A 21780-nucleotide genomic window follows, 5' to 3' on the forward strand; every position below is an offset into this window, starting at 1 on the left:
AGGCTGTGGTATAACGCCCGTATTAAACGATTTCCATGACAGGAGAATGACAACCGTGATGTTTCGGATGTTGAATTGGGTGTTTCACCGCCGCTGGCTGACGCGTTATCGCTGGGTGCACGACCGCTTGATGCGCGGCTTTCGTCGTCTGGCCGATCGCGGTGATGCCGATGCGCAGGAGTTGTATGGTTTTCTGTTGCTGCACAAAGGCAGCGACAGCGGCGCCCGTGCCACCGGTGCCGGCTATTTGGCCAAGGTGGCCGGTGTGTCGCGTCCCAAAGCCGCCTGGCAGTTGTATCAGTGTTATGTCGATGGCCTGACGCCGGGCTTTGCGGCCAACGCTGACAAAGCCGAGCATTACCTGCAATTGGCCGCACGCGGTGGCCATCCGTTGGCCGAAGCGCAACTAGAGCAAAGAGAGCAGCTCTGAGTTGTTCAGTGCCTTTGCCACTCGCGCGCCCAGGGTTCTAAAAAGCCGCGCACGATGGCGTCGCCGCTGTCGAATTCACAAGCCAGAATCTGCAACTTGGTAAGCACCGCTTCAAGCGGCATATTGCCGCAGGCGATGGCGCCGATGTCGGCCATCATGCTGCTGGCGGCGTAATGCCCCAACTGTACTTCGCCGTCGGGCACCTGGCTGCGTACGAACACCGGAATACCTTTGTCGGCAGCGCGTTCGAGGATGCGTTTTAAGTCGCCATCGTTCATCACATTGCCGTTGGCGTAAGCGTTCAACACCAGCGCCCGGTAGTTGCGTTCGATCATGCTCATCAGGCCATCGAGCGGCATACCCGGAAACAGAGTGATTAAACCGATAGCCGCCGGACGCCAGGGGCGCATCGGTGGTTGCTCGGCACGACCGGCCGGCTGCTCGAAATCATCGTCGTGCCAACCTGGTGCGAACAGCGCATCGTCCTTGCTGTGGTCGGTGTATTTGCTGACGCGGCTTCCCGGCAGGCAACGGGCTTTAGCATCACCACCGAAGGCGACACAGACTTCCGGTCGACCTTGTTGCAATACCTGCAGTGCCATCTCCAGGTTGGCAAAGCCGTCGCTGTCGCTTTGCGTTAGTGAACGCATGGCGCCGGTAATAACCACGCTGCGCTCGGTGCCGGACAATAAAAAACTGAGTGCGGCTGCGGTGTGGGCCAGGGTATCGGTGCCGTGTACCACCAAAACTCCATCAGCATCGCTGGCGACAATCTGATCGCGCAGTTGATACCACTGCGTTGGGCGAATATCGGATGAGTCGAGCAGCGGTTGCCATTCCTGCCAAAGCAGTTCGTGCTCACGCCAGCCGGCCAGACGCGGATGTCTTTCCAGCGTTTCACGCAGCAGTCCGGGTTGAGGTTCCAGGCCATTGCTGCCCTCGGCCATGCCGATGGTGCCGCCGGTGTTGATGATCAGATAACGCGCCATGATTTCTGTTCTCGTGCGAAAGCCTGCGCCGATCGGCACAGGTGATAGGTGTGAAAAAGTGTCGGGTTCAGCTTTGGCGTTCAGCGCTCAATGCAATAGAAACCGATTCGGCAAAGCGCAGGGCATGAGGTTTATCGATTTCGACTTCGGCGGCGTGCACTTCCGGATGTTCCATAATCAGCGTCAGCACCTGATGCGTCATGCGTTCGAGCAGCAGGAACTGGTTGGTCTCGACAAACTCGATGATTTCCTTGCAGATGGAACGATAGTTCAGGGTGTCTTCGATCTCGGTGGAATTGATGGCGTCGCTGGCATCAAAACGAATGCTGATATTCAGCAGCACGTCCTGCTTGTTTTTGATTTCCTCTTCCTTGATGCCGACGTAGGTGCGCAGGCGCAGGTCTTTGATGCGGATACGGGCTTGGGTGTTTTCGCGAATCATGAGGGCCTGCCGATCAGGTTAAGGAATTCATTGCGGGTATTTTGCGAGTGGCGCAAGCCGCCGAGCATCATCGAAGTGGTCATCCAGGAGTTTTGCTTTTGTACACCGCGCATGGTCATGCACATATGTTTGGCTTCGAGAATAACGCCGACGCCTTTGGCATCGGTAACGGTCTGAATCGCCTCGGCGATCTGCTTGGTCAGTTGTTCCTGAATCTGCAGCCGGCGCGCGTACATATCAGTGATGCGGGCAAATTTGCTCAGACCCAGCACCTTGCCATTGGGAATGTAGGCGATGTGTGCCTTGCCAAAAAACGGCAGCAGATGATGCTCGCACAACGAATAAAATTCGATGTCTTTGACCACCACCATCTCGTCGTTGTCGGCCTCAAACACCGCCTCGTTGGTGACCGCCTCCAACGACAGGCCGTAACCTTCGGTGAGAAAACTCATCGCTTTGGCGGCGCGTTCGGGGGTTTTTTGCAGACCATTGCGTTCCGGGTCTTCACCCAGTTCCAGAATGATGTTGCGGTAGTGGTCGGTCAGACTCGGCGGCATGACAATTCTCGATCTGTGATTGGACGGCAGTATACGACACTTTGATGACGGAGGATCAGCGGTCAGAAACTAGACCGCCGATTGCCCGAGGCTATTAGCTTAAAGGCTGTCTATGACCGCTAAGACATCGTCATGGTGCGATTTGGTTTTCACCTTCTCCATGACATGCGCCAGCTTGCCGTCTTCGTCGATGATAAAGGTGATACGGTGGATGCCATCGAATTCGCGGCCCATGAATTTTTTCAGGCCCCAGACGCCATATTGATCGGCGATAGCGTGGTCTTCATCGCTGAGCAGATCGAAGTTCAGGTTTTCTTTTTCGATAAACTTCACCAGCCGCTTGGGTGCGTCCGGGCTGATGCCGAGGGCGACGGTGTTGCGTTTTTCCAGTTCGGCCTTGCTGTCGCGCAGGCCGCAAGCCTGGGTGGTGCAACCGGGCGTCATCGCCTTGGGGTAGAAGTAGAGCACGACCTTTTTGCCGCGGTAGTCCTTGAGTGAAACGCTCTCTTCGCGTTGATTGAGGGTGGTGAACTCCGGGGCCGGCTTGCCGGTTTCGGGCAGTTGCAAAGCAGTCATTGAGCGGTTCCTTCTGTGTTGTGCGGTTATCAATCGGTACGATCGGGGCCGTGAATCGGTTCAGACATAAGGCCCGCCGCGGGACTTTCAAGCGTTCACCAAGCATTCACCAAGCATTCCTCGGCATTCACCCAGAATTCATCCGTCGATCAGCGTTTGGCGGCCTTTGTCTCTGTCCGCCAAGGGCAATTTGCGGTATCCTCAGGTCCTCGGTAGCGCTACCTCCAAACTATTGATTTCCCTATGTTTTTTGAAAAGGACCGCAGTCAGTTCTTCAAGCCGCTGACGGGCAAGTACCGCGAGCAGTTTGTTGAATGTCTGAAGGAGCTGTATCACCGGCTCTACACCTCATCGAGCGCCGATTATGGCCATGCACTGTCGCGTGAAGACCTGGTCGATACCTTCCAGGGTGCGTTGGCGCGCGCACCGGAATTGGCCAGCGAGGATGGCGAAGCCGAAGGTCGCTTTCGCAGCGATCGCGATCAGGCGGTCTGGGTGCTCAACGCCTTAATCGAACACGGCTGGATCGACAAGCAGGTCGATGAAGCCACGCTGCAATCCAGCTTTACCTTCAGCCGTTTTGGCCGTCAGTTTACCGAGCCGTTCGTCGCCGGTGATCTGTCCAGCGTGCGTTCGCACCATCGCAACACCCGCAATGTGCGTAACTCCCTGCAAGCCTTTTTGGAGCGCGGCGAGGTTTACGATCTGCTCGACGCCTGGGAAAACTCCGAACGCATCATCGCCGACTTCACCGACATCATTGCCGAGCTCGATGATCGCAAGCGCGATCTGGTGCGCGAAATGGGCGATCAGGTGCTGGTGCAGCGCGCCACCCAAGACTTCTTCGATTATATGGAGAAGCGCTTCCAGCCCGACCTCGCCATCCGTCTGTCGGCGGATAACGTGGAGAAATACCGCGATGAAATTGCCGAGTGCGTGCGCCGCATTCGTCACCAGAAACGCGAATTCAAAGCGCGGGCGGAAAAACGTCTGCGCGAACTGCTGCCCGAACAGGTGCGCGAAGGGCAGAGTCTGTTGTGGGCCTTGCTCGATCATATCGAAGGTCGCCTGAAGTCCGCCTCCGACATCATGCTGCCGGCGTTGCGCCGGGCGCTCGCCAGCTTTACCAAGCGCGCCGATATCGTCATTCGCCAGATCAGCTATCTGGCCGGCCAGCAACACAACGACGTGGTGCAAGTGTGCCAGCAATTGGTCGAGCAGGATGACGACAGTGTGGCGGCGGCGCTGGAACGCGCCAGCGATTTGATGTCGGTGCCCAACATCGGCTTTGTCGACCCCGGTGGTGTGCGGCTACACGCGCCGCGCACGCGACGCTCGTTCGAAACTTCAGTGCTCGAAGACAGCAGCGATGATTTCGATATGGATGCCCGCCGCGAACTCTATGTACAGCAGTTGCTCGACCAGGCGTTCTTAATTAACGACAACCGCGTGCGGCAATATTTGGCGCGTCGGTTAAGCAATGGCGATACGGTCACCACCGCCGAATTGCCGGTGGCCACCGCCGATGATCTGCTGGCCTTGGCGCACGCCATTGAAGTGGGTGCCAACCAATCGCTGGCGTCCGACTATCAATTCAGCGTCGAGTGGAAAAACGCCGATCAGCCCGGTGAATATTTTGAATCAAGTGACAACTTTACTATCCGGCTGGTGAACAAGAACGCCAACCAGCCCGAGGAGACACCCGATGTTTGATGAGTTGGATCGACTCCTGGACCGTCAGGGACTCAGCCGTACCGAGTACAGTGAGCTGCTGATCCGTTTGTTGGATCACGGCGTGTTGTGCCGCGATGAAAGCCAGGTAGAGCAACAGTTGTACGACCGTTATCTGCGCCTGGAAGAACCGGTGCGTGACTATCTGGAATTGCTGGGCATTCAGATTCAGCACGATCGTCGTTTTCATTTTGTCCGCCTGTTCCCGCCCGGTGCCGAAGTGCCCGGCCTGGATAACAGCGGCGAAGGGCCATTTAGCGGTGGTTTCCGGGCGCGTTTGTCACAGCAGGAAGTGGCGCTGGTGCTGGTGCTGCGCAGTCTCTACGACCGGGCATTGCGTGAAGGTCAGGTTGATGAAAACGGTTGCGTCCTGGCGTCACTGGAAGGTGTCAGCATTGCCATGCGCAATGTGTTGCGCCGTTCGTTGCCGGAGAATATGACCGAACGTCGGCAGTTGTTTCGGCGTTTGCGTCAGTTGCGCCTGATCCAATTGAATCAGGACGAAGCGGTGGAAAGCGGCGATTTCTGGCTGCGTATCCGACCGATGATTCTCAGCTATGTTTCCGACGAGGTGTTGTCGACCTTAACCGACGCGCCGGCCGACGATGAGGCCGAATTAACCTCGGAAGAAGACGCAGCAACCGACGCTGAAGGCTCTTTAGGCGAAGCTGACGGCTCAGTTGCAGAGGTTGATACCGAAGACGAATCAGCAGTGGATGACGCTGATGATTCCAGCATCGCCGTTACCGACGACACCGCTTCTGTCTTTGCACGGGACTGATCATGTTTCTGAAGAAATTTATCTACGTAAACTGGGGCAATATTCCGCTGCTGGAATTCGATTTCGGCCCCATCAATTTGCTCAGCGGCGGTAACGGTTCCGGTAAGACCACAGCGGCCGATGCCATCCAGACAGTGATGACCGCCGCCCACGATACACTGTTTCATTTTAACCCCGGTCAGGACGAAGCCACCCAGCGCGGCCGTGGCAAACAGGTGCGTACCCTGGCGTCCTATATTCTCGGTTGTGACGATGGCTCCTATGCTCGTCCCGATGGTGCCGTGGGTTATCTGGCGGCTGTGTTTCATCCCACCGAAGGCGAACCCGGCGAGCCTTTTACCGCGGTAATTGGCGCCAGTGCTTTTATCGATCGCGCCGGTGGTCAGGCCGTGGCGCGCCTGGGTGATATGGTTTATCTGGTGGCGCAGGGTGAACAGCTGGGCAAGGTCGACTTCGTTGCCGAAGGCACCGACGGCCGCCAGGTCGTCACCCTCGATAAAATTGTGCCTTACTTAAAAGCGCGCGGTTTGTCGGTGGAAAAATACGACACCAAGAAACAATATCTACGCCGTTTTTATGCCGCCATTCGCGGCCGGGAAGACGCCGTCAGCGAACGCGAAGCACTCAATGCCGCGCGTGCTTTTTCTCGCTTTATGGCATACAAGCCGGTGCGTTCGATCAACGGTTTTGTGGCCCAGGAAATTCTCGAACAGAAAGATCTCGGCGAAGCCATTCGCACGGTGTCGGACCTGATGAAAACCATCAGCGGCATGGAAGGTGAGGCAGCGCGACTGAAACGCACCGTGGAGCGTTTGTCGCAAGGTCGTGGCCGCGCCGATGCTTATATCGACCAATGGTTGGATTTCAACCTGGCCGATTACACCACCGCCCGGGCGCGCTTTGTTAAAGACCAGCAGCAATATCTGAACGCCAAGAACGAACAGCAGCGGCTGCGTCAGGAACGCGATGATGTGCAGTCCGAGCTCGACGTCACCGAACAACGTCGTGACCAGACGCACGAACAACTGGTGTCGCTGGAAGCACAGCGTCGCGGTGTCGATGCACTGCAAGAGAAAGACAAGCTGGAGCAGGAAATTGAACAGGCCAAAACGCGGCTGATTCAACAAGCCGAACCGCTGCTTAAACAAGACGACGCCTTAGGTCGCAGCCTCGACGCCAGTGAAACCATTATTCAGGCGCTGAGTAAAACCAGTCTGGTGACCGAGATTGCCGATCTGGGTGACAAGTCGTTGAACCAGTTATCCAAGAGCGTCGCCAAACACAACCGTCGCCCGGTCGATTTCCGCACCTTGATGAATCAGGATTGGATCGACATTGCGCCGCTGGAACAGCATCTGGATGAAGTGTTGGCGCAGCAAAGTGCCTTGAACCAGTGGCGTGACGCCTGGTTCAGCGACGAACGCACCAGCAGCGGTGTCAGCCTGCGCGACCAACTGCAACGGGTGCAGGACCGTCGTGAACAGCGGCTCGCCAAGTTGCGTCTCGATCTGAATCGCAAACAGCAGGACATCGACAGCCTGGCCGGCGAACGCCTGAATTATCCCTATCATGTGCGTACCGCTTTGGAAGCCATTCGCGATGCCTGGCCGCAAGCCGATCCGCGCGTGCTCTGTGACCATGTAGAAATCGAAGACGATGACTGGCAATCGGCCATCGAGGGCTATATCGGCGGTGGCCGTTTCGCCATTTTGGTGGAACCGGAATTCGAAGCTCAGGCCATTCAGACGGTGCGCGAGTTACCCAAAGAAAACCGCGCCCGGGTGATCCAGGGTTCCAAGGCGCAGGCCGATGCTGACCGGGTGAAATTACCGGCCAATTCCATCGTCCATCTGATGCGTTTCGATCACGCCATTGCCCGCGCTTATATGACCGCGAGCTACGGTTTGGTTGAGCAGTGCGACAGTACCGACGAACTTAAGCGCACGCGTCGCGGTGTCACCAAGGCCGGTATTGGTTCGGGTTCCTACGCCATGTATCGCTGCGATCTGCCGATTGCCGATCTGGTGTTTGGTCAGGGTGCGCGCGAACGCGCCTTGGCGGCCAAAAAAGACGAACTGAATCAGTTGGCGAGCCAGGCCAACGATCTGCAAAGTCAGGTCGCGGAAGTCAGTGGTCTGTATCAGGCGGTGAATCAGTTGGCGCATCTGGCGCATGGCGATCTGGTGCGTGAAATGCTCGACACCCAGCGGCGTCTGGGGGCGGCCGAAAAAGCGCTGACCAATCTGGACTTAAGCGACGCCAGCGCGCTGGAAAAAGAATACGCCGAGGTCAACGAACAACTGAAGACGCTCGATCAGCGCATTCGCGAATTGATTGAACGCAAAGGCAGCCTGGGTGAACGCTTGGAAAGCCTGTCCAAACAATGTCAGGCGCTGAGCGACCAGCAGGAAGAAACCGCGCTGCGTTCGGAGCAAAAAGAAGGCTACCTGCGCACCATCGCCACCGACTGGCCGGACTTCGATGTCGACGCCCGTCTGGCCGATGCGGATGAAACCGCTGAGACGGCAGACCCTGCTGTGCAGGATAAATTGCGGCATTCATTGGAGAGCGAACTGAACAGTTTGGCGCACAGCCTGGAAGGCTCCTTAACCGAGCACAATCAGGAATGCCAGCCGCAGGATGCCATCGCCCTGGATCTGAATTATTCCGACCTGCATTCGAGTGACTTCTTTAAAGGCATCGTTTCGCTGCGCCGTCAGATCGACCAGATTTATAACCGCATCAAGAACAATATTCTGGTCGAGAAAGTCGATAACCTGGGCAGCCTGAAAGAAAGCTTTAATAATGCCTTCGTTACCAACCTCTGCCATGCGATCTATCAGTCGATCAACGATGGCAAACGGGTGCTGGAAGATCTTAACCGCGAGCTGGAGCATCATCGTTTTGGTGCCGACAGCGAACGCTACTGGTTCGACTGGGAATGGTTGCCGGAGTACAAGGAGTATTGGCACTTCTTCGATGAAGTGATTAAAAACCCGACCCTGGGCGAAGGCCAGACCCTGTTTGATGCTGAACTCAGTGAACGCTCGGCGCGCATTCGCGATCAGTTAATGGCGATGCTGCTCGACGATGACGATCAAAAAGCACTGCGCGAACTGGAACGGATTTCCGATTACCGCAACTACCGCAACTACGAAATCTACAAACAACCCGAAGGCAAACAACCGATTGCCTTGAGCCAATACGGCACCGGCTCCGGCGGTCAGTTGGAAACCCCGGCCTATATTATTCGTTCAGCAGCGATCACCTCGGCGTTTCGTTTTAATGAAGGCGACAGCCATCTGCGTATGGTGCTGGTCGACGAAGCCTTCTCGAAAATGGACGAAACGCGCTCCAAAGAGGTGATTCGCTATCTGACTGAAGCGCTCGGCCTGCAATTGCTGTTTATTATGCCGACCAGTAAATCCGGCCCCTTTATGGACATGATTTCTAACCAGTTTGTGTTTTCCAAAGTGCCGCTGGCCGGTGGTCACCGCGTTGGTGAATTGCAGTCGCGGGTGCTGGTCGATCGCCAGCGCTGCAATCAGGATAAAATTAAGGCGCTCTGGGCCAATCACCGCAAGGTGATTCGTCAGCAGGCAGAATTGGATTTTATGGCGGACCTGTAAATGAACCTGTCGCAACAGATCAATCAGTTACCTCAACTCGATGCTCTGTTGCGGCGTATCCTGAAAGAACACAGTGGTCGCGACGAATATCGGTTCAAATTGACTCAGCCACGACTACGAAGCCTTGGCATCAGTTCGACTCTGGATGAGAGCGAAGAATGGTTGCAGCGTCTTGCATTGCTTGCTCAGGATGATGTTTTTGAAGTCAGACCTGCGGCGGATGAACGTCTGCTCGGAACAGTTCTGGTTATTCAGGAACGGCATCGCCAGCGTCTGCTTGAATTGTTAGCTGATCCCAGCATCGAGTTTGCAGAACGCTGGCCAGTTTTGGTGGCCGACTCGGCACTCTCTGAGTATATAGCTGAATGGTTGTTGGCTAATCCTCCTCATCCATCCTGGGCGGCGCAGGAATCAGTTGACTGGGCTTTGGGGTTACAGCGACTGATGACCTTAGATGTGGGCAAGGAATACAGTGGTCAGCAACTGGGGGCCTACCTGTTTGGAAGTGCCAAACTAACGGAAAATTCGACTCGAGCACGCGATTGGCTGGCTAATTTGGGAGTAGCCTGTGGCTGGCAATTGGTTGAGCGCGGGTTGTTGCTACATGCTCACCTGCCTGCTGGCGTTAGGCGTATTGCGCTGATTGAGAATCAGGATACCTATCTGCGTTTAGTGGACAGTCGTGGCGAGCACCTAGGATTAATATTTGTTGCCGGTAATCGATCCGCCTCACAACGGCTGTTGAGCCGCGATCAGTGTTACTTTGGCTATACCGCAGGCTCAGACCCGGAGGCAATCAGGCATTTTGAAGCATTCTGGTTCGACGCTGAGGCCAGCGATTATGACATACGTTACTGGGGCGATTTGGACTCTGAAGGCTTGGTTATATTGACCCGCATGCAGACACTGCTTCCCGGATTAAAACCCTGGTTGGCCGCTTATATAGCCATGGCGTCTTTGCAAGCGATCAGCCCAGCAAACGCTATTGAGACTGAGCAGCTGTCTACCTTGCTCGAAGGTGGCGATGTGCACCAAGAAGCCGTACTGAATTTGAATCAATTGGAATGGGACTAAGATAATGGCCGTTCATGAAATTAAACATCCGCTGATCCAGCACAAACTCGGTCTGATGCGTGAAGCGGGTATCAGCACCAAACATTTTCGCGAACTGGCCGGGGAGGTGGGTAATCTGCTGACTTATGAAGCCGGTCGTGAACTGGAAACCGAGCATTTCGAGATCACCGGCTGGACTGGCGAGCCGATGACGGTGCAGCGCATCAAGGGCAAAAAAATCACCGTAGTGCCGATTCTGCGTGCCGGCCTGGGTATGCTCGACGGCGTAATGCAGTTGATCCCCAACGCCAAGGTCAGTGTGGTCGGGTTTTATCGCAACGAGGAAACGCTCGATCCGGTGCCCTATTTCGATAAGGTCATTGAAGACGTTGATGACCGGACCGCCTTGATTGTTGATCCCATGCTGGCCACCGGCGGTACCTTGATCGCCACCATCGATCTGCTTAAGGAGAAAGGCTGTAAGCGCATCATGGGTTTGTTCCTGGTGGCAGCACCGGAAGGTCTGGCAGCGGTGACCGAGGCGCATCCGGACATTGATCTGTATGTAGCGGCCATCGATGAGCGACTGAATGAGCACGGCTATATCATTCCCGGTCTGGGCGATGCCGGCGATAAGATCTTTGGCACCCGCTAAAAAAGCTGCAAATTCGCGAATACCGTCTAGAGTAATGGCATGACAAAACAACATGCCGTCGCGCGCTGATGCCGATGGCTTCAATGGAGTTGGACTTCCGTGGCATATCGGGCGGACACGATGGGCAAGAAGCGTATTTTGATGGTGGACAGCCGTCCTGAAGATGTTCGCAAGCTTCGCGAGTACCTGATCAATAATGAATACGACGTTGAGCTGGAAACCGACAGTAGCCAGGCGTTAAAACGCATTCGTGAAGAGCAGCCGCACCTGGTATTGATGGAAGTCGATCTCGAGGGTGAAAGCGGCCTGACCATCTGCAAACTCTGCCGCAAGGATTACGACGGCGGTATTCTGTTCTACACCCACCGCGACAGCGAGATGGATCAGGTGCTTGGCCTGGACATGGGCGCGGATGATTACCTGATTAAAAATACCGGCCATCGCCTGGTACTGGCGCGCTGTCAGACGCTGACGCGTCGCGCGGAACGCGGTCGCCGGCTGGAAGCCAGACGCCAGACCGAGCGTCTGGAGTTCGGCGATCTGATCATCGATAACACCATGCGTGAAGCCTGGCTGGGCCAGCAACAGATTGATCTGACCAGTGCCGAATTCGACCTGCTGTGGCTGTTATCCAGTCATGCCGGTCAGATCCTGACGCGGGAAGAAATTTTCAGTCGCCTGCGGGGCATTGAATACGATGGCCAGGACCGCTCAGTCGATGTTCGGGTGTCGCGCATTCGCCCTAAAGTCGGTGACGATCCGGTGCACCCGCGCCGTATTAAAACCGTGCGTTCCAAAGGTTATTTATTCGTCGGCGATCTTTCCAAACACTGAAACAGTTCAGCCTTTGCGCAGCGCCCGATAAATGCGAAAGCCGCGTTGTTGGGTGATTTCTTGTACTTCGAACGCGCCTTTTTTCAGCGTCCTCTGGTAATCGAGAAAATCGTTGGCGACCCACCACAGACTGCCGCCGGGTTTCAGCCAGTCATGACTGGCGGCAAAAAAACGCTCGCTCGGTTCATAGTGAGTGCGCAAACCGGTATGAAAGGGCGGGTTGGTGATCAGATGATCATAACGCGCCGGCGGCACTTCATTGAGTCCATCAGACCAGATCACTTGCGCACGATCGGCAACGCCGGCTTCACTCAGGGTGCGCTCGGTCGAGGTGGTCGCCAACCAATCAATGTCCAAGGTCGTCAACTTATTTTCTGGATTGCTGTTGAGCAATGCCAGACTGAGCACACCTGAGCCGCAACCCAACTCCAGTAAATTGCCAGATAACTCGGGTAATTGATCGAGCAATACGGCGGTGCCGGTATCCAACCGATTCTGACTGAATACGCCCGGCAGGGCATAAATGCTTTGGCCGTTCCAATCGAAGCTGAGCCAGTCCTGATCGGTCGGCAACGGCTTTTCCAGTTGAACCTCAAACAAACCGCAGTGGCGGGCACTATCGAGTTTGTCGCAAGCGGCCCAGGGCGCAACGCGTTTGGGCAGGCTTTTGATACCGCCGAGATTTTCTCCCGCTATCCACAGCCTGGCAGACGCTGAATGCTGTTGAATTTGACGCAACCACCATTCCAATCGACCTTTGGCCTTGGGGTAGAACAGTACCAGTTGATCGACAGCTGTCGGCCACGCGTTATCGGGTGCCAACCACCGATCGGGTTGGCGAACATGCAAAGCGCGATTGGGCGTGATGCAGTGATCGCCGGCTTTGATCAGCGGATGGCTCTCGGGCGGGTCGAGCCACAGAACTGAAGAGGCGTCCAGGCTGTCGCGGTGGCGTTCCAGTATTTGCCAGCAAGGGTGCATTGCAAGTCGCTTTAATAATAGGGGAGGCGCAGTGTACCAGCGCTTATAAAAAAAGCGGATACCGGGGAGGATATCCGCATCAAAGTGGGGTAAAACCCCAGTTAGGGAGTAGTCACCATTACTGCTGCTGCTACGACCAACAGTTATTTGACTATAGAACACCTGCCCAATTTGAAGGACGATTTGTTGAACGATTGTCTTCTAACATCAAGATTTTTTGTGCCGTACCGACATAATAGAAACTTTTCAGGCTCAACAGCGCCATTTGGCGCGGGTGACAAACGTTATGGCCGCTAAGACTGTTTTTTTCTCACTGTTATTGCTGATATTACCGACGCTGAGTTTCGGCTACGGCGCCACCGGTCACGCTCGTCAGCAACTGCGGCTGATTGCCATGAATCTGATCGAACCGCGTCTGACCCCCACCGCCATGCAATTTAATATGCCTTCGTTGCCGGCGATGTTGGTCGACGGTGAACACGATCGACTGATTGCTCAGATGAATGTGTTGGTCGCCGAAGGGCTGATGGATCGGCAACCGATGATTGCCACCGAACGAGCCCTGACGACCGATGGTCTGTTGACCCGTCGTATTGGCGCACACCGTTATGATCGTCCTTTGATGATACGCCAGGCACCGGTGCGCTTTGGTCACGCCCAGTTGATCGGAACGGGGGAAATCTGGGTGACATCCTCGGCAACGGACGCCACTCGCGCCGAAATTCATTTCCAATGGGTCGCCGACCAACTGGCAGAATGGCTCTGGGCCCCGGCTTTTGATCAGGAGCCGCGCCTGGAACGTTTGAAGACCAGTGTTAATCAGCCGTTAAACGGCGTAGCAACCCTGGTGTGGCAAGACCAGCAATGGCAATTAACCCAACTGGAACCATACGCAGACTGATTCCGCTATTGCAGACGGCGTTGCAGTTGACCAATGGCACATTGCAAATGGGTGGGCAGGGTGCTGCCGCCTTGAGTTCCAGGGTTCATCAGCGCCTGCACAACCTGTGACAGGATCTGAGTCCAGTCATCGGCAATAAAACAGGCTTCAGGCAACTGTTGCAGGGAATCGATCAATAAGCCCTTCAGCTGTGGCAGCCGCTGACGCGCTGCTTCGTTAAACGATAATTCCACAATCATGTCGGCGACCTGCTGACGACGTAAAAAGACCAGCGATGAAGACGCCTCAACCATCACTTGAGCGGAAACTGCCACTTTGAGTCCCTCTGTCAGATTAGCTTGAATGCAGCGCAGTCAAGCTACCGCCGGGATGGATTGGCTGGCAACGGATAAGTCTGGGGAGTGTTTGTGGATAAGATGTCGGTAACCCGATGTTAGCGCGTACTTACTTTTAGTGCTTTGAAAAATAAAGGTTTTTACTTTGTAGTTCTTTGTAATTGAAAGCTGTTGCCAAGGCGTTATGCGTGGTCATCAAACGATCAAAGAATTCATTTTCCGGCTCAATTTCAATATATCGTCTGCTGCTTTTCTGTTATTGCTTTTTCCCGGATTTGATCAAAAATTAATGCGTGATCGGTTAAGTCACAATTAGGATTTTAGTTCAGCAATTGATATTGGAATCACTTCACATTTTAATTATTCCTGTTTGAGTAGAGTTTTACTTACTTTTTTATTGCAGTAATTTGCATCTTAGGTTTCAACTGACTAAATTGTTCACGGGTTTAATCGAATAAATTCGATGATTCCAACATAAGGAGAAAAGGATGGCAGCTGCCAAGAAAAAAACTGCGGCCAAGCGCGGACCCAAACCGGGTTCTAAGCGTACGCCGAAAAAAACTGCGGCAAAGAAATCCACCGCACGTAAATCCACTGCACGTAAAGCCAAAGCGAAAGCAACAGCCGCTGAACCAGTTATGACGGCTGGTGTTGTATCCGCCACCCGTAAATTGGATAAAGCCGAAGCTGACGTTGTGAAAGCAGAAGCGAAACTGGGTGCCGCTGCAGCGAAGAAAATGACGGCTCGTACCAAGGCCTCAACCGTTAAAACACCGGCGGCCAAGCGTCAACTGGATACGGCTGTGAGTCAGGAAAAGACAGCTCGTGATGCAGTAACCGCCGCCAAGCAGGCTGTTAAAGCTGCTAAGTTCGATTTGAAAGTTGCAGAAATCGAAGCCCAGGCTGAAGAGTATAAAGCCAAGGTCGATTTGCGGGTTGCCGAGCAGGAACTGAACCTGACCGCCAAGCTGGAAGAAGATCTGGCCGGTGCATTGGCCAAGTTCGAATCTCAATGGCGTGCCGCTCGTAAGAAGAAAGATGTTAGAAAGCTGAAAACTTTCCGCACCAAAGAAGAAGCGAAGATCAAAGCCAACGCTCGCAAGATCAAGGCCAAGGTCAAAGCTTTGGAAAAGAAAGAAGCGACTAAGCAAAAACCGGGTCCCAAGAAAAAACGCGGACCGGGTCGTCCTCCCAAGAAGAAAGCCTGATTTTCGGGATAGTCGACAACAGGAAAGCCACCTTCGGGTGGCTTTTTTTATGGGTGCGATAGCTGGCCGGCCGCCTGGCTGTGATAAACTGCCGGTTTTTCATAACGGCGATAGTGCCGCCAGGCTGGAAGAGATCTCATGCTTCGATTATTGGCCATCGATACCACCGCTGACGTCTGTTCGCTGGCATTGCTCGGGCCTGATACCGAGCTCAGCATTCATGAAGAATTACCCCGTCAACATGCTCGTCAACTGCTGCCCCGACTGGATGCGCTTTTTACCGAAGCCGGCTGGGCCAAGCGCAGTCTGGACGCCGTTGTTTATGGCCGTGGCCCGGGTTCCTTTACCGGCATTCGCATTGCTGCCGGAGTGGCCCAAGGCATCGCCCTGGGCGCAGGCTGTCCCATCTTGCCGGTCAGTACGCTGGAAACTCTGGCGTATGAGGATTGCCGGTTGGGTGAGCAAGTCTGGGTGGCGTTGGATGCGCGCATGCAGGAACTGTACTTTGCCCGTTATCAAATGGATGCGGATGGTCTGCCGGCTTTGCTGGATAAAGAACAATTGATCGACCCGGCAGCTTTGCCCGAGCCGTCGTCCGATGTTCGGTTGGTGGGTAATGGCTGGCTAACCGACTATGGCTTTTCGCAGCCATGGCAGACGCATCTGTCGACCCGGCAAATAACCCTGACCTTACCCAAGGCTGCGGTTGCCGCGCGTTTGGCGCAGCGACGTTTGGCGGCCGATCCTGGTTTGGCACTGCCGCCGGAGTCGGCTTTACCGATTTATTTACGCGATAAGGTCACCTGGGATAACAAGCCCAAGGTTGGCTCCTGATCGCTGTTATAAGGACATTGTTGTGCTCAGTGATTTGCAAGTCATTATCCTGGCTCTGGTTCAGGGCCTGACCGAATTTTTGCCGATTTCGAGTTCCGCTCATCTTATTTTGCCGTCGCAATTGTTGGGTTGGCCGGATCAGGGGCTGGCGTTCGATGTTGCCGTTCATCTTGGCTCGCTGCTGGCTGTTGTCGGTTATTTTCGACGCGATGTCTGGGCCATGCTGACTGCCTGGCTGGCGAGTCTTGCTCGCAAACCTCATGCAACTGCCGACAGCCGACTCGCCTGGTGGGTTATTCTCGGCACCATACCGGCGGGTCTGGCCGGTTTATTGTTGGAAGATTTTATCGAACAGCATTTGCGTTCCATGCTGGTGATCGCCGTGGCGACCATTGTTTTTGGTGCCTTGCTGTGGTGGTCGGATCGTCGCAGTGGTGCCAATCATGATCTGTCGCAGCTCGGTTGGCGCTCGGTATTGATCATCGGTGCGGCGCAGGCCGTGGCTTTGATACCTGGCACCTCACGCAGTGGTATTACCATGACCGCTGCTCTGGCACTGGGTTTTCAAAAAACTCAGGCGGCACGGTTCAGTTTTTTGCTGTCCATTCCGTTGATCGCAGCGGCGGCTTTGTTGAAAGGGCTGGAGTTGGCGCAATCAGCAATGCCGGTGTATTGGGGTGAAATTCTGGCTGGCTTATTGTTGTCGGGCCTCAGCGCTTATCTGTGTATTGCTGTATTCCTAAAATGGATTGAGCGCGTCGGTTTTCTGCCCTTTGTATTGTATCGCTTTGCCCTGGGCGCGCTGTTGCTGGCGGTCTATTTCTGGAGCTGAGCATGGCCGCTATTCCGGTTCTGGCGGATCACAACCAACGTCAACAGCTGCTGGCTGAAACTCAGCAAGCCTTGGCTGGGCTGGACGTGCAGTGGTTAGCGCAACCAACGGATACTTTGTTTTTAACGGTAGAGGATGGCTGCCTGGGTTTGGTCGATGGCAGTCAGCCTCAGCAAAAACCGGTGCTGGTCGATTTTGTTGGCGGCAAGGCGCGTCACCGACAGCTATACGGTGGCGGACGCTCTCAGGCGATTGCCAAGGCGGTGGGTTTGCATCAGCGCGCCCAGTTGGAATTGATTGATGCAACCGCCGGGCTGGGGCAGGACGCCTTTGTGTTGGCGGGACTGGGCGCCGAGGTGCGTTTGCTGGAACGTCATCCCTGGGTTTATATGCTGCTCAGCGATGGTCTGGCCAGAGCTCAGCTGGCTGGCATAGAGGCGGCGATGCGGATGACTTTATTGCCGCAGTCGCAAAGCCTGGCCGATATTGAGGCGGCCGACGTGGTTTATCTCGATCCGATGTTTCCCGAGGGGCCACGCAAAGCAGCGGTGAAAAAACCCATGGCGATGTTTCAGCAACTGGTGGGTGGCGATGCCGACGCTGATACTTTATTGCCTGCCGCTATGGCCGCTGCCCGCTTGCGTGTGGTGGTGAAACGTCCGCGCCTGGCGCCGGTTTTGGCAGAACAGGCGCCGAGCTATGCGTTGACCGGCAAAAGTAATCGCTTTGATATCTATACCTTGCGTTCCATTTCATCAGACTGATCGCTGCTGGTCTCTCCCAGGCTGGTCACTTGCATGATGTTGTACAACACCTCTGCCGGAACCACCTGATCGGAAGCGCGTACCACGCGCGGCAGACGATCATCGAACACAATACAACTATCGGCATTGACGCTGACCACGCCCTGTTGCTTGAGCGTCTGAATAAAGTATTTAAACAAGTCCTTATCGAAGAACTCCGGCGCATCCAGACCGTTCAATACCGACAAACGCTGCGCCATCTGTTGCGATTGGTTCTCCAGCTCCTTGGTGGAAGCCTTGGCCGAACCCAGACGAATCAACACCGCCAGCGTTAGCAAATAGCGCTCCAGAGTCGGCAACATGATGGCCGCCAGCAGTTCCAGTTGCAGTCGGTTGGCCGAGCCTTTATCGGCGGCGTACCAACGTTCCTGGTCCTGGAAAATCAATTGCTGTTTGGCCAGGCACGCCAGCCAGATCGGCACACTGTCGGCCGCTTCTTCAGCACTGATATCGAGGAATAATTCGGTGCGCACATAGGGGTAGATCAGTTTGACGCCATCCTTCAGTGATTTTTCATCAATGCCCTGACCTTGACCGAGCAACGCCGCAATCAACGCTGGCAGCGCATAAAGATGCTGGATGTTGTTGCGGTAGTAGGCCATCAACACAGCGTTTTGGCTGTCGAAACCGTAGAGGTCGCCGAGCTTTTGCGGAATATGCCGCAAGGTACCCATGGCCAGGGCGTATTCGATCCAGTCATCGGCGTCGCCTTCCGGCAAGGTGATGAACGGACTGTAAGGATGGTGTTGCTGCAAGGCACCGAGCAGCGTCAGTTGTCTGCGCAATAGAGTGCCATCGATGGCCCGGTGGGAGGTTGCCAACAGCGTCAGAGCCACCAGATTGATCGGGTTCAGCGCCGCCGCCTGGTTGATGCGGGTGCAGACCTGGCTCGCCAACTGATCGACGAAAGGCACCAGCCAGCCGGGTTTGTCTTCAGCGCTGTATTGGTGATTGCGCCAGTCCGGGTTGTGGTCATCGAGCAATTGGCTCAGCGCCATTGGCTGGCCAAAGTTGAGATAAACATGGCCGTAGTTTTTCAGTTTGCGTACGGTTTTAACCAGATCGAACAGGTTTTCTTTTTTCTTTTCTTTGCCGCGTAATTCACCCAGATAAGAGCGTGATTCCAAGACTTTCTCGTAACCGATATAGACCGGAATAAAGACCACTGGCCGGGTGTAATCGCGCAGATGACTGCGCACCGTCATGGCCAGGGTGCCGGTGGCCGGATGGCGCATACGGCCGGTACGCGAACGACCGCCTTCAATAAAATACTCAACCGGATAACCGCGGGAAAAGACGCTGTGAATGTATTCGTTGAAAACGGCGGTATAGAGTTTATCGCCACCGAAGCGACGGCGGATAAAGAAGGCGCCACCGCGACGCAGAATGCTGCCCACTACCGGCATATTCAGGTTTTCGCCGGCGGCGATATGGGGCACGTTCAGGCCCTGGTAGTAGAGCGAATAGCTGAGTAGCAGATAATCCATATGGCTGCGATGGCAGGGCACATAAACGATGGCGTGATCGCGCGCCAACTCCCGCACCGGTTCGATACCGCTGACTTCCACGCCGTTGTAGATGCGATTCCACAACCACGACAAAATCAGATCGAGCACCCGAATGACGTTGTAAGACACATCAGCGGCGATATCTGTAGCGTGTTTTGCGGCCAGTTTTTGCGCTTTTTCCAGCGGAACTTTCTTATTAGCCGCGTGCTGTTCAATGGCTTTGCGTACCGCTTCGGTGTTTAACAACTGGCTGATCAACACCCGCCGATGCGACAGGTCTGGACCAATAACGGCGGTACGCACCCGGCGGAAGTGAATGCGTAAAACCCGTGCGACCTTGCGTGCAGCAATCTTGGGTTCTGGTTCGTCTTCGGCCAGGCGGCGCAAGGAAATCGGTTCGTTTAATTCAAAGAAGGTATTGCGACCGTTAAATAGAATGGTGAGCAATTTTTGGAAACGGCCGATCAGGTTCCAGTTAGAGCTGAGCAGCGCTTTGACCAGGCTGTTCGACTTACGCGGTCCGCGTCCCCAATACAGCGCGACCGGCACCAGCAGGATGTCTTCTTGCGGATGATCGCGCAGATGATCCAGCAGTTGAGATAAAACCGGCGTTATGCCGGAACGGCGGCGACGCAACACCGAAGGGCGGGCGTGCAGGGCAATAACCGGGCGACGTTTTTCCAGACCTTCCAGTTGCAGGCGGCGGCTAAGGTCGGGCAGACCCATTTTGCGGCATTGGCGGTCCAGAACCATGGCATCGGCCGTGGACTGTTGTTCGAGAACATAAACAACGGTGCGTGCCTGCTTTAAGGGTTCCAGATCGATCTTGGCGGGTTGGTTATCGAGTCGGACCCACCAGAACAGGATGGTTTGAGCAAAGCGACCGATCAGGTCGAACAGGGACCGCATGATGAGGTGTCCTATGAATTGGCCGATGAAAGGCGCGAGTGTAACGGATTGAGGGCGGTTCAGCCCAGTGCCCGAGCGCGGTCAATCGTCTGATTCGTCGTCGGCGTGCGCAACGGCGAAGAGCGGCCAATTCAATAATGCGGTGGCGGTTTGTTGTCGATGTCCTCAGGCAAGGCATCGCGCAGGCTTTGCTGGTCCGACAGTACGCGCTCCAAAGCACGTTCCAGGCGTTCAATGCGGTCCTGTTGGGCGATCACCACCTGATCCAGCGCTTCCAGGGTGTCGTCTAGGTGAGTCAGGCGGGTTTCCAGGTCAATCAGGCGGTCGGTATCGCTCATGTTCAGTGTTCCAGGGCTGGTTTTTACGGCGGTTTTTGGCATTATGACGGCCGTTACAGGGATTTTTTCTGTCGTTAACTGCATAGCATGATTCAGGACAGGACGTCAGGCCCGCCGGCGCTGCCAATCAAACACCATAGCGGGCGACAGCATAGCGTATCTAAAGACAGAGCGTCATAAAGACAACAACATCTGAGTGGACACTATGAAGTTGAAAGCGTTTTTTATTCGAACAGGGGTTTCCCTGCTGGTGGCTGTTCCTGGCCCCGTTATCATGGCGGCGTCCTTATCGCTGTCATCCGTACCTGAAACCTGGACTCTGGACGAACTGACCGATGCACGGGTTCATCCGGTTGAGTGGAGTGCCTATGCCATAGCCGCGCTGGTTATGCTCATTCTGACAACGCTGGCACAGTATATTGCCCAGCCTATTTTGTCTGAAATCGACGTCGATACCCGCGAAGAAGGCATTGTCAAATGGTTCAACGTCAGCAAGGGTTTCGGTTTTATCACCCGCGATAGTGGCGAAGACGTGTTCGTGCATTTCCGTTCCATCCGCGGGCGCGGTCATCGTTCGTTGCAGGAAGGTCAGCGCGTCAAGTTTGGTGTGGTTGAAAGCACCAAAGGCCTGCAGGCTGAAGACGTAACTGTGGTCCGCCAGCGTTGATGGCTGAGCGGCAACACTAAAAAAAGCGAGCCTGGCTCGCTTTTTTTATGTCAGTCGAATCAGGCTTAAGCGCCTGCGGTGTGCCAGGTAATCTGTGTCTGGCTGCCATCGGGTTGCACGCTGATCCAGGCATCGGGTTCGGCGCCTTCCTGCCAACTATCCGCGGCAATGCGGACTTCGCTCTGAAAATGCGCCGCTGCAGTGAGCGCGCATTCCAAGTCGTCACGCCAGGGCAGGTCAGGGTTGTTTAGCCATAGGCTGGTAAAACCCTCGATCTCTTTTTCCAGCACCACGATGGTGAAGCGTTCGCCTTCCCAGATACCTTGAAAGGACCGTGCATTTTTGGGCATGCCGGCGACGCGCTTGGTCGCGGTCAGGTCATCCAGTTGGTCGGTGAGCCAGGGTTCGAGATCGGCAACACCAATCCCCTTGAGATAAATTTCGATGTCGGGAGCGCGGTGATGGGTCACGGGCGAGGTTCCAATATAAACAATAAAACTCGAAAAACGCTGAGCGCCAGATAACCACCCAGAGCATAAAGTCCACCCGCCAGAATTAACAGCAAACCAAAGAGTGAAACGGCTTCCTGAGTGATGCTCGGATCAAGCAACTGGTCGGTAAAAACCACCACCATCATGCCGGCGCAGAAGATAAAACCGCCGGTGGTGAATTGTTTTAACGCTCGTCTGGGCGACTCGGTTTGGCGGCGCAGCCAATCGACCAAAACAGAGCGCACGGCAGATAATCGGGACAGCATGGGCGATGACGCTGAAGGTATTTAACCGTA

Annotated in this window: 23 protein-coding genes; 13 read left to right on the forward strand and 10 right to left on the reverse strand. The window is 55.0% G+C overall.

Annotation, left to right across the window (positions count from 1 at the left end; all coding sequences use genetic code 11):
- Window positions 1-46 precede the first annotated feature (46 nt).
- A complete protein-coding gene (locus ACXAE6_RS12835) occupies window positions 47-430 on the forward strand; it encodes an SEL1-like repeat protein (RefSeq protein ID WP_475148699.1) in 384 nt (127 codons plus the stop codon).
- Window positions 431-435: 5 nt separating this feature from the next.
- On the opposite strand, the gene ACXAE6_RS12840 is transcribed toward ACXAE6_RS12835, so the two are convergent.
- The 4 genes from ACXAE6_RS12840 to bcp form a co-directional block, all read right to left on the reverse strand.
- The gene (locus tag ACXAE6_RS12840) at window positions 436-1419 is read right to left on the reverse strand and encodes an asparaginase (RefSeq protein ID WP_475148702.1); all 984 of its coding nucleotides are present in this window, start codon (window positions 1417-1419) and stop codon (window positions 436-438) included.
- Window positions 1420-1486: 67 nt separating this feature from the next.
- Window positions 1487-1861, reverse strand: coding sequence for a dihydroneopterin triphosphate 2'-epimerase (gene folX / locus ACXAE6_RS12845; RefSeq protein ID WP_392802354.1), 375 nt, complete (start codon window positions 1859-1861; stop codon window positions 1487-1489).
- A complete protein-coding gene (gene folE / locus ACXAE6_RS12850; RefSeq protein ID WP_475148704.1) occupies window positions 1858-2418 on the reverse strand; it encodes a GTP cyclohydrolase I FolE in 561 nt (186 codons plus the stop codon). Before folE ends, folX begins: the two co-directional genes overlap by 4 nt.
- A 99-nt stretch (window positions 2419-2517) precedes the next feature.
- Complete coding sequence (bcp, locus tag ACXAE6_RS12855) at window positions 2518-2994, reverse strand: thioredoxin-dependent thiol peroxidase (RefSeq protein WP_475148707.1); 477 nt, start codon at window positions 2992-2994, stop codon at window positions 2518-2520.
- 243 nt (window positions 2995-3237) lie between these two features.
- Here bcp and ACXAE6_RS12860 point away from each other — a divergent pair, with 243 nt between their 5' ends.
- The 6 genes from ACXAE6_RS12860 to ACXAE6_RS12885 all read left to right on the forward strand — a co-directional run bounded on the left by ACXAE6_RS12860 (window position 3238) and on the right by ACXAE6_RS12885 (window position 11677).
- On the forward strand, window positions 3238-4707 hold the full coding sequence (locus ACXAE6_RS12860; RefSeq protein WP_475148712.1) for a Wadjet anti-phage system protein JetA family protein: 1470 nt from the start codon (window positions 3238-3240) through the stop codon (window positions 4705-4707).
- Complete coding sequence (locus tag ACXAE6_RS12865) at window positions 4700-5506, forward strand: DUF4194 domain-containing protein (RefSeq protein WP_475148716.1); 807 nt, start codon at window positions 4700-4702, stop codon at window positions 5504-5506. The genes ACXAE6_RS12860 and ACXAE6_RS12865 overlap by 8 nt, the downstream gene beginning before the upstream one ends.
- 2 nt (window positions 5507-5508) lie before the next feature.
- The gene (locus tag ACXAE6_RS12870; protein ID WP_475148724.1) at window positions 5509-9135 is read left to right on the forward strand and encodes an ATP-binding protein; all 3627 of its coding nucleotides are present in this window, start codon (window positions 5509-5511) and stop codon (window positions 9133-9135) included.
- Window positions 9136-10209, forward strand: coding sequence for a Wadjet anti-phage system protein JetD domain-containing protein (locus tag ACXAE6_RS12875; protein WP_475148732.1), 1074 nt, complete (start codon window positions 9136-9138; stop codon window positions 10207-10209).
- Between the two features lie 4 nt (window positions 10210-10213).
- Entirely contained in the window at window positions 10214-10843 is a 630-nt protein-coding gene (gene upp, locus ACXAE6_RS12880) for a uracil phosphoribosyltransferase (protein ID WP_475148736.1), read from the forward strand.
- A gap of 120 nt (window positions 10844-10963) precedes the next feature.
- A complete protein-coding gene (locus tag ACXAE6_RS12885) occupies window positions 10964-11677 on the forward strand; it encodes a winged helix-turn-helix domain-containing protein (RefSeq protein WP_475148738.1) in 714 nt (237 codons plus the stop codon).
- Window positions 11678-11683: 6 nt separating this feature from the next.
- On the opposite strand, the gene ACXAE6_RS12890 is transcribed toward ACXAE6_RS12885, so the two are convergent.
- Window positions 11684-12658, reverse strand: a complete 975-nt coding sequence (locus ACXAE6_RS12890) for a class I SAM-dependent methyltransferase (protein WP_475148742.1) — start codon at window positions 12656-12658, stop codon at window positions 11684-11686.
- A 286-nt stretch (window positions 12659-12944) separates the two neighbouring features.
- On the opposite strand from ACXAE6_RS12890, the gene ACXAE6_RS12895 reads away from it, so the two are divergent.
- Entirely contained in the window at window positions 12945-13559 is a 615-nt protein-coding gene (locus ACXAE6_RS12895; RefSeq protein WP_475148745.1) for a hypothetical protein, read from the forward strand.
- Window positions 13560-13564: 5 nt separating this feature from the next.
- On the opposite strand, the gene ACXAE6_RS12900 is transcribed toward ACXAE6_RS12895, so the two are convergent.
- Entirely contained in the window at window positions 13565-13873 is a 309-nt protein-coding gene (locus ACXAE6_RS12900; RefSeq protein WP_475148748.1) for a hypothetical protein, read from the reverse strand.
- A 509-nt stretch (window positions 13874-14382) separates the two neighbouring features.
- Between ACXAE6_RS12900 and ACXAE6_RS12905 the strand changes: the two genes are divergently transcribed.
- The 4 genes from ACXAE6_RS12905 to ACXAE6_RS12920 all read left to right on the forward strand — a co-directional run bounded on the left by ACXAE6_RS12905 (window position 14383) and on the right by ACXAE6_RS12920 (window position 17532).
- Window positions 14383-15102: a hypothetical protein gene (locus ACXAE6_RS12905; RefSeq protein ID WP_475148751.1), complete on the forward strand. Its 720-nt coding sequence runs from the start codon at window positions 14383-14385 to the stop codon at window positions 15100-15102.
- Between the two features lie 138 nt (window positions 15103-15240).
- Window positions 15241-15936 carry a tRNA (adenosine(37)-N6)-threonylcarbamoyltransferase complex dimerization subunit type 1 TsaB gene (gene tsaB / locus ACXAE6_RS12910; RefSeq protein ID WP_475148755.1) on the forward strand — a complete coding sequence of 232 codons (696 nt, stop codon included), beginning with the start codon at window positions 15241-15243 and terminating at the stop codon, window positions 15934-15936.
- Between the two features lie 22 nt (window positions 15937-15958).
- Window positions 15959-16768 (forward strand): undecaprenyl-diphosphate phosphatase, encoded by an 810-nt coding sequence (locus ACXAE6_RS12915; protein WP_475148759.1) that lies wholly within the window; start codon window positions 15959-15961, stop codon window positions 16766-16768.
- 2 nt (window positions 16769-16770) lie between these two features.
- Window positions 16771-17532, forward strand: coding sequence for a class I SAM-dependent methyltransferase (locus ACXAE6_RS12920; protein ID WP_475148763.1), 762 nt, complete (start codon window positions 16771-16773; stop codon window positions 17530-17532).
- Here ACXAE6_RS12920 and plsB read toward each other — a convergent pair.
- Together plsB and ACXAE6_RS12930 are read right to left on the reverse strand one after the other, a co-directional pair.
- The gene (plsB, locus tag ACXAE6_RS12925) at window positions 17502-19988 is read right to left on the reverse strand and encodes a glycerol-3-phosphate 1-O-acyltransferase PlsB (RefSeq protein ID WP_475148767.1); all 2487 of its coding nucleotides are present in this window, start codon (window positions 19986-19988) and stop codon (window positions 17502-17504) included. The two genes, ACXAE6_RS12920 and plsB, sit on opposite strands and share 31 nt — an antisense overlap.
- Window positions 19989-20119: 131 nt before the next feature.
- Window positions 20120-20326: a SlyX family protein gene (locus ACXAE6_RS12930; RefSeq protein WP_392802310.1), complete on the reverse strand. Its 207-nt coding sequence runs from the start codon at window positions 20324-20326 to the stop codon at window positions 20120-20122.
- Between the two features lie 205 nt (window positions 20327-20531).
- Here ACXAE6_RS12930 and ACXAE6_RS12935 point away from each other — a divergent pair, with 205 nt between their 5' ends.
- Entirely contained in the window at window positions 20532-20993 is a 462-nt protein-coding gene (locus tag ACXAE6_RS12935) for a cold-shock protein (protein WP_392802308.1), read from the forward strand.
- Window positions 20994-21058: 65 nt separating this feature from the next.
- Here ACXAE6_RS12935 and ACXAE6_RS12940 read toward each other — a convergent pair whose 3' ends face one another.
- Complete coding sequence (locus ACXAE6_RS12940; protein WP_475148775.1) at window positions 21059-21463, reverse strand: hypothetical protein; 405 nt, start codon at window positions 21461-21463, stop codon at window positions 21059-21061.
- Window positions 21460-21750, reverse strand: coding sequence for a hypothetical protein (locus tag ACXAE6_RS12945; protein ID WP_392802304.1), 291 nt, complete (start codon window positions 21748-21750; stop codon window positions 21460-21462). Before ACXAE6_RS12945 ends, ACXAE6_RS12940 begins: the two co-directional genes overlap by 4 nt.
- Window positions 21751-21780 lie beyond the last annotated feature (30 nt).

The sequence above is a fragment of the Saccharospirillum sp. ABV4_185 genome (assembly GCF_056159245.1).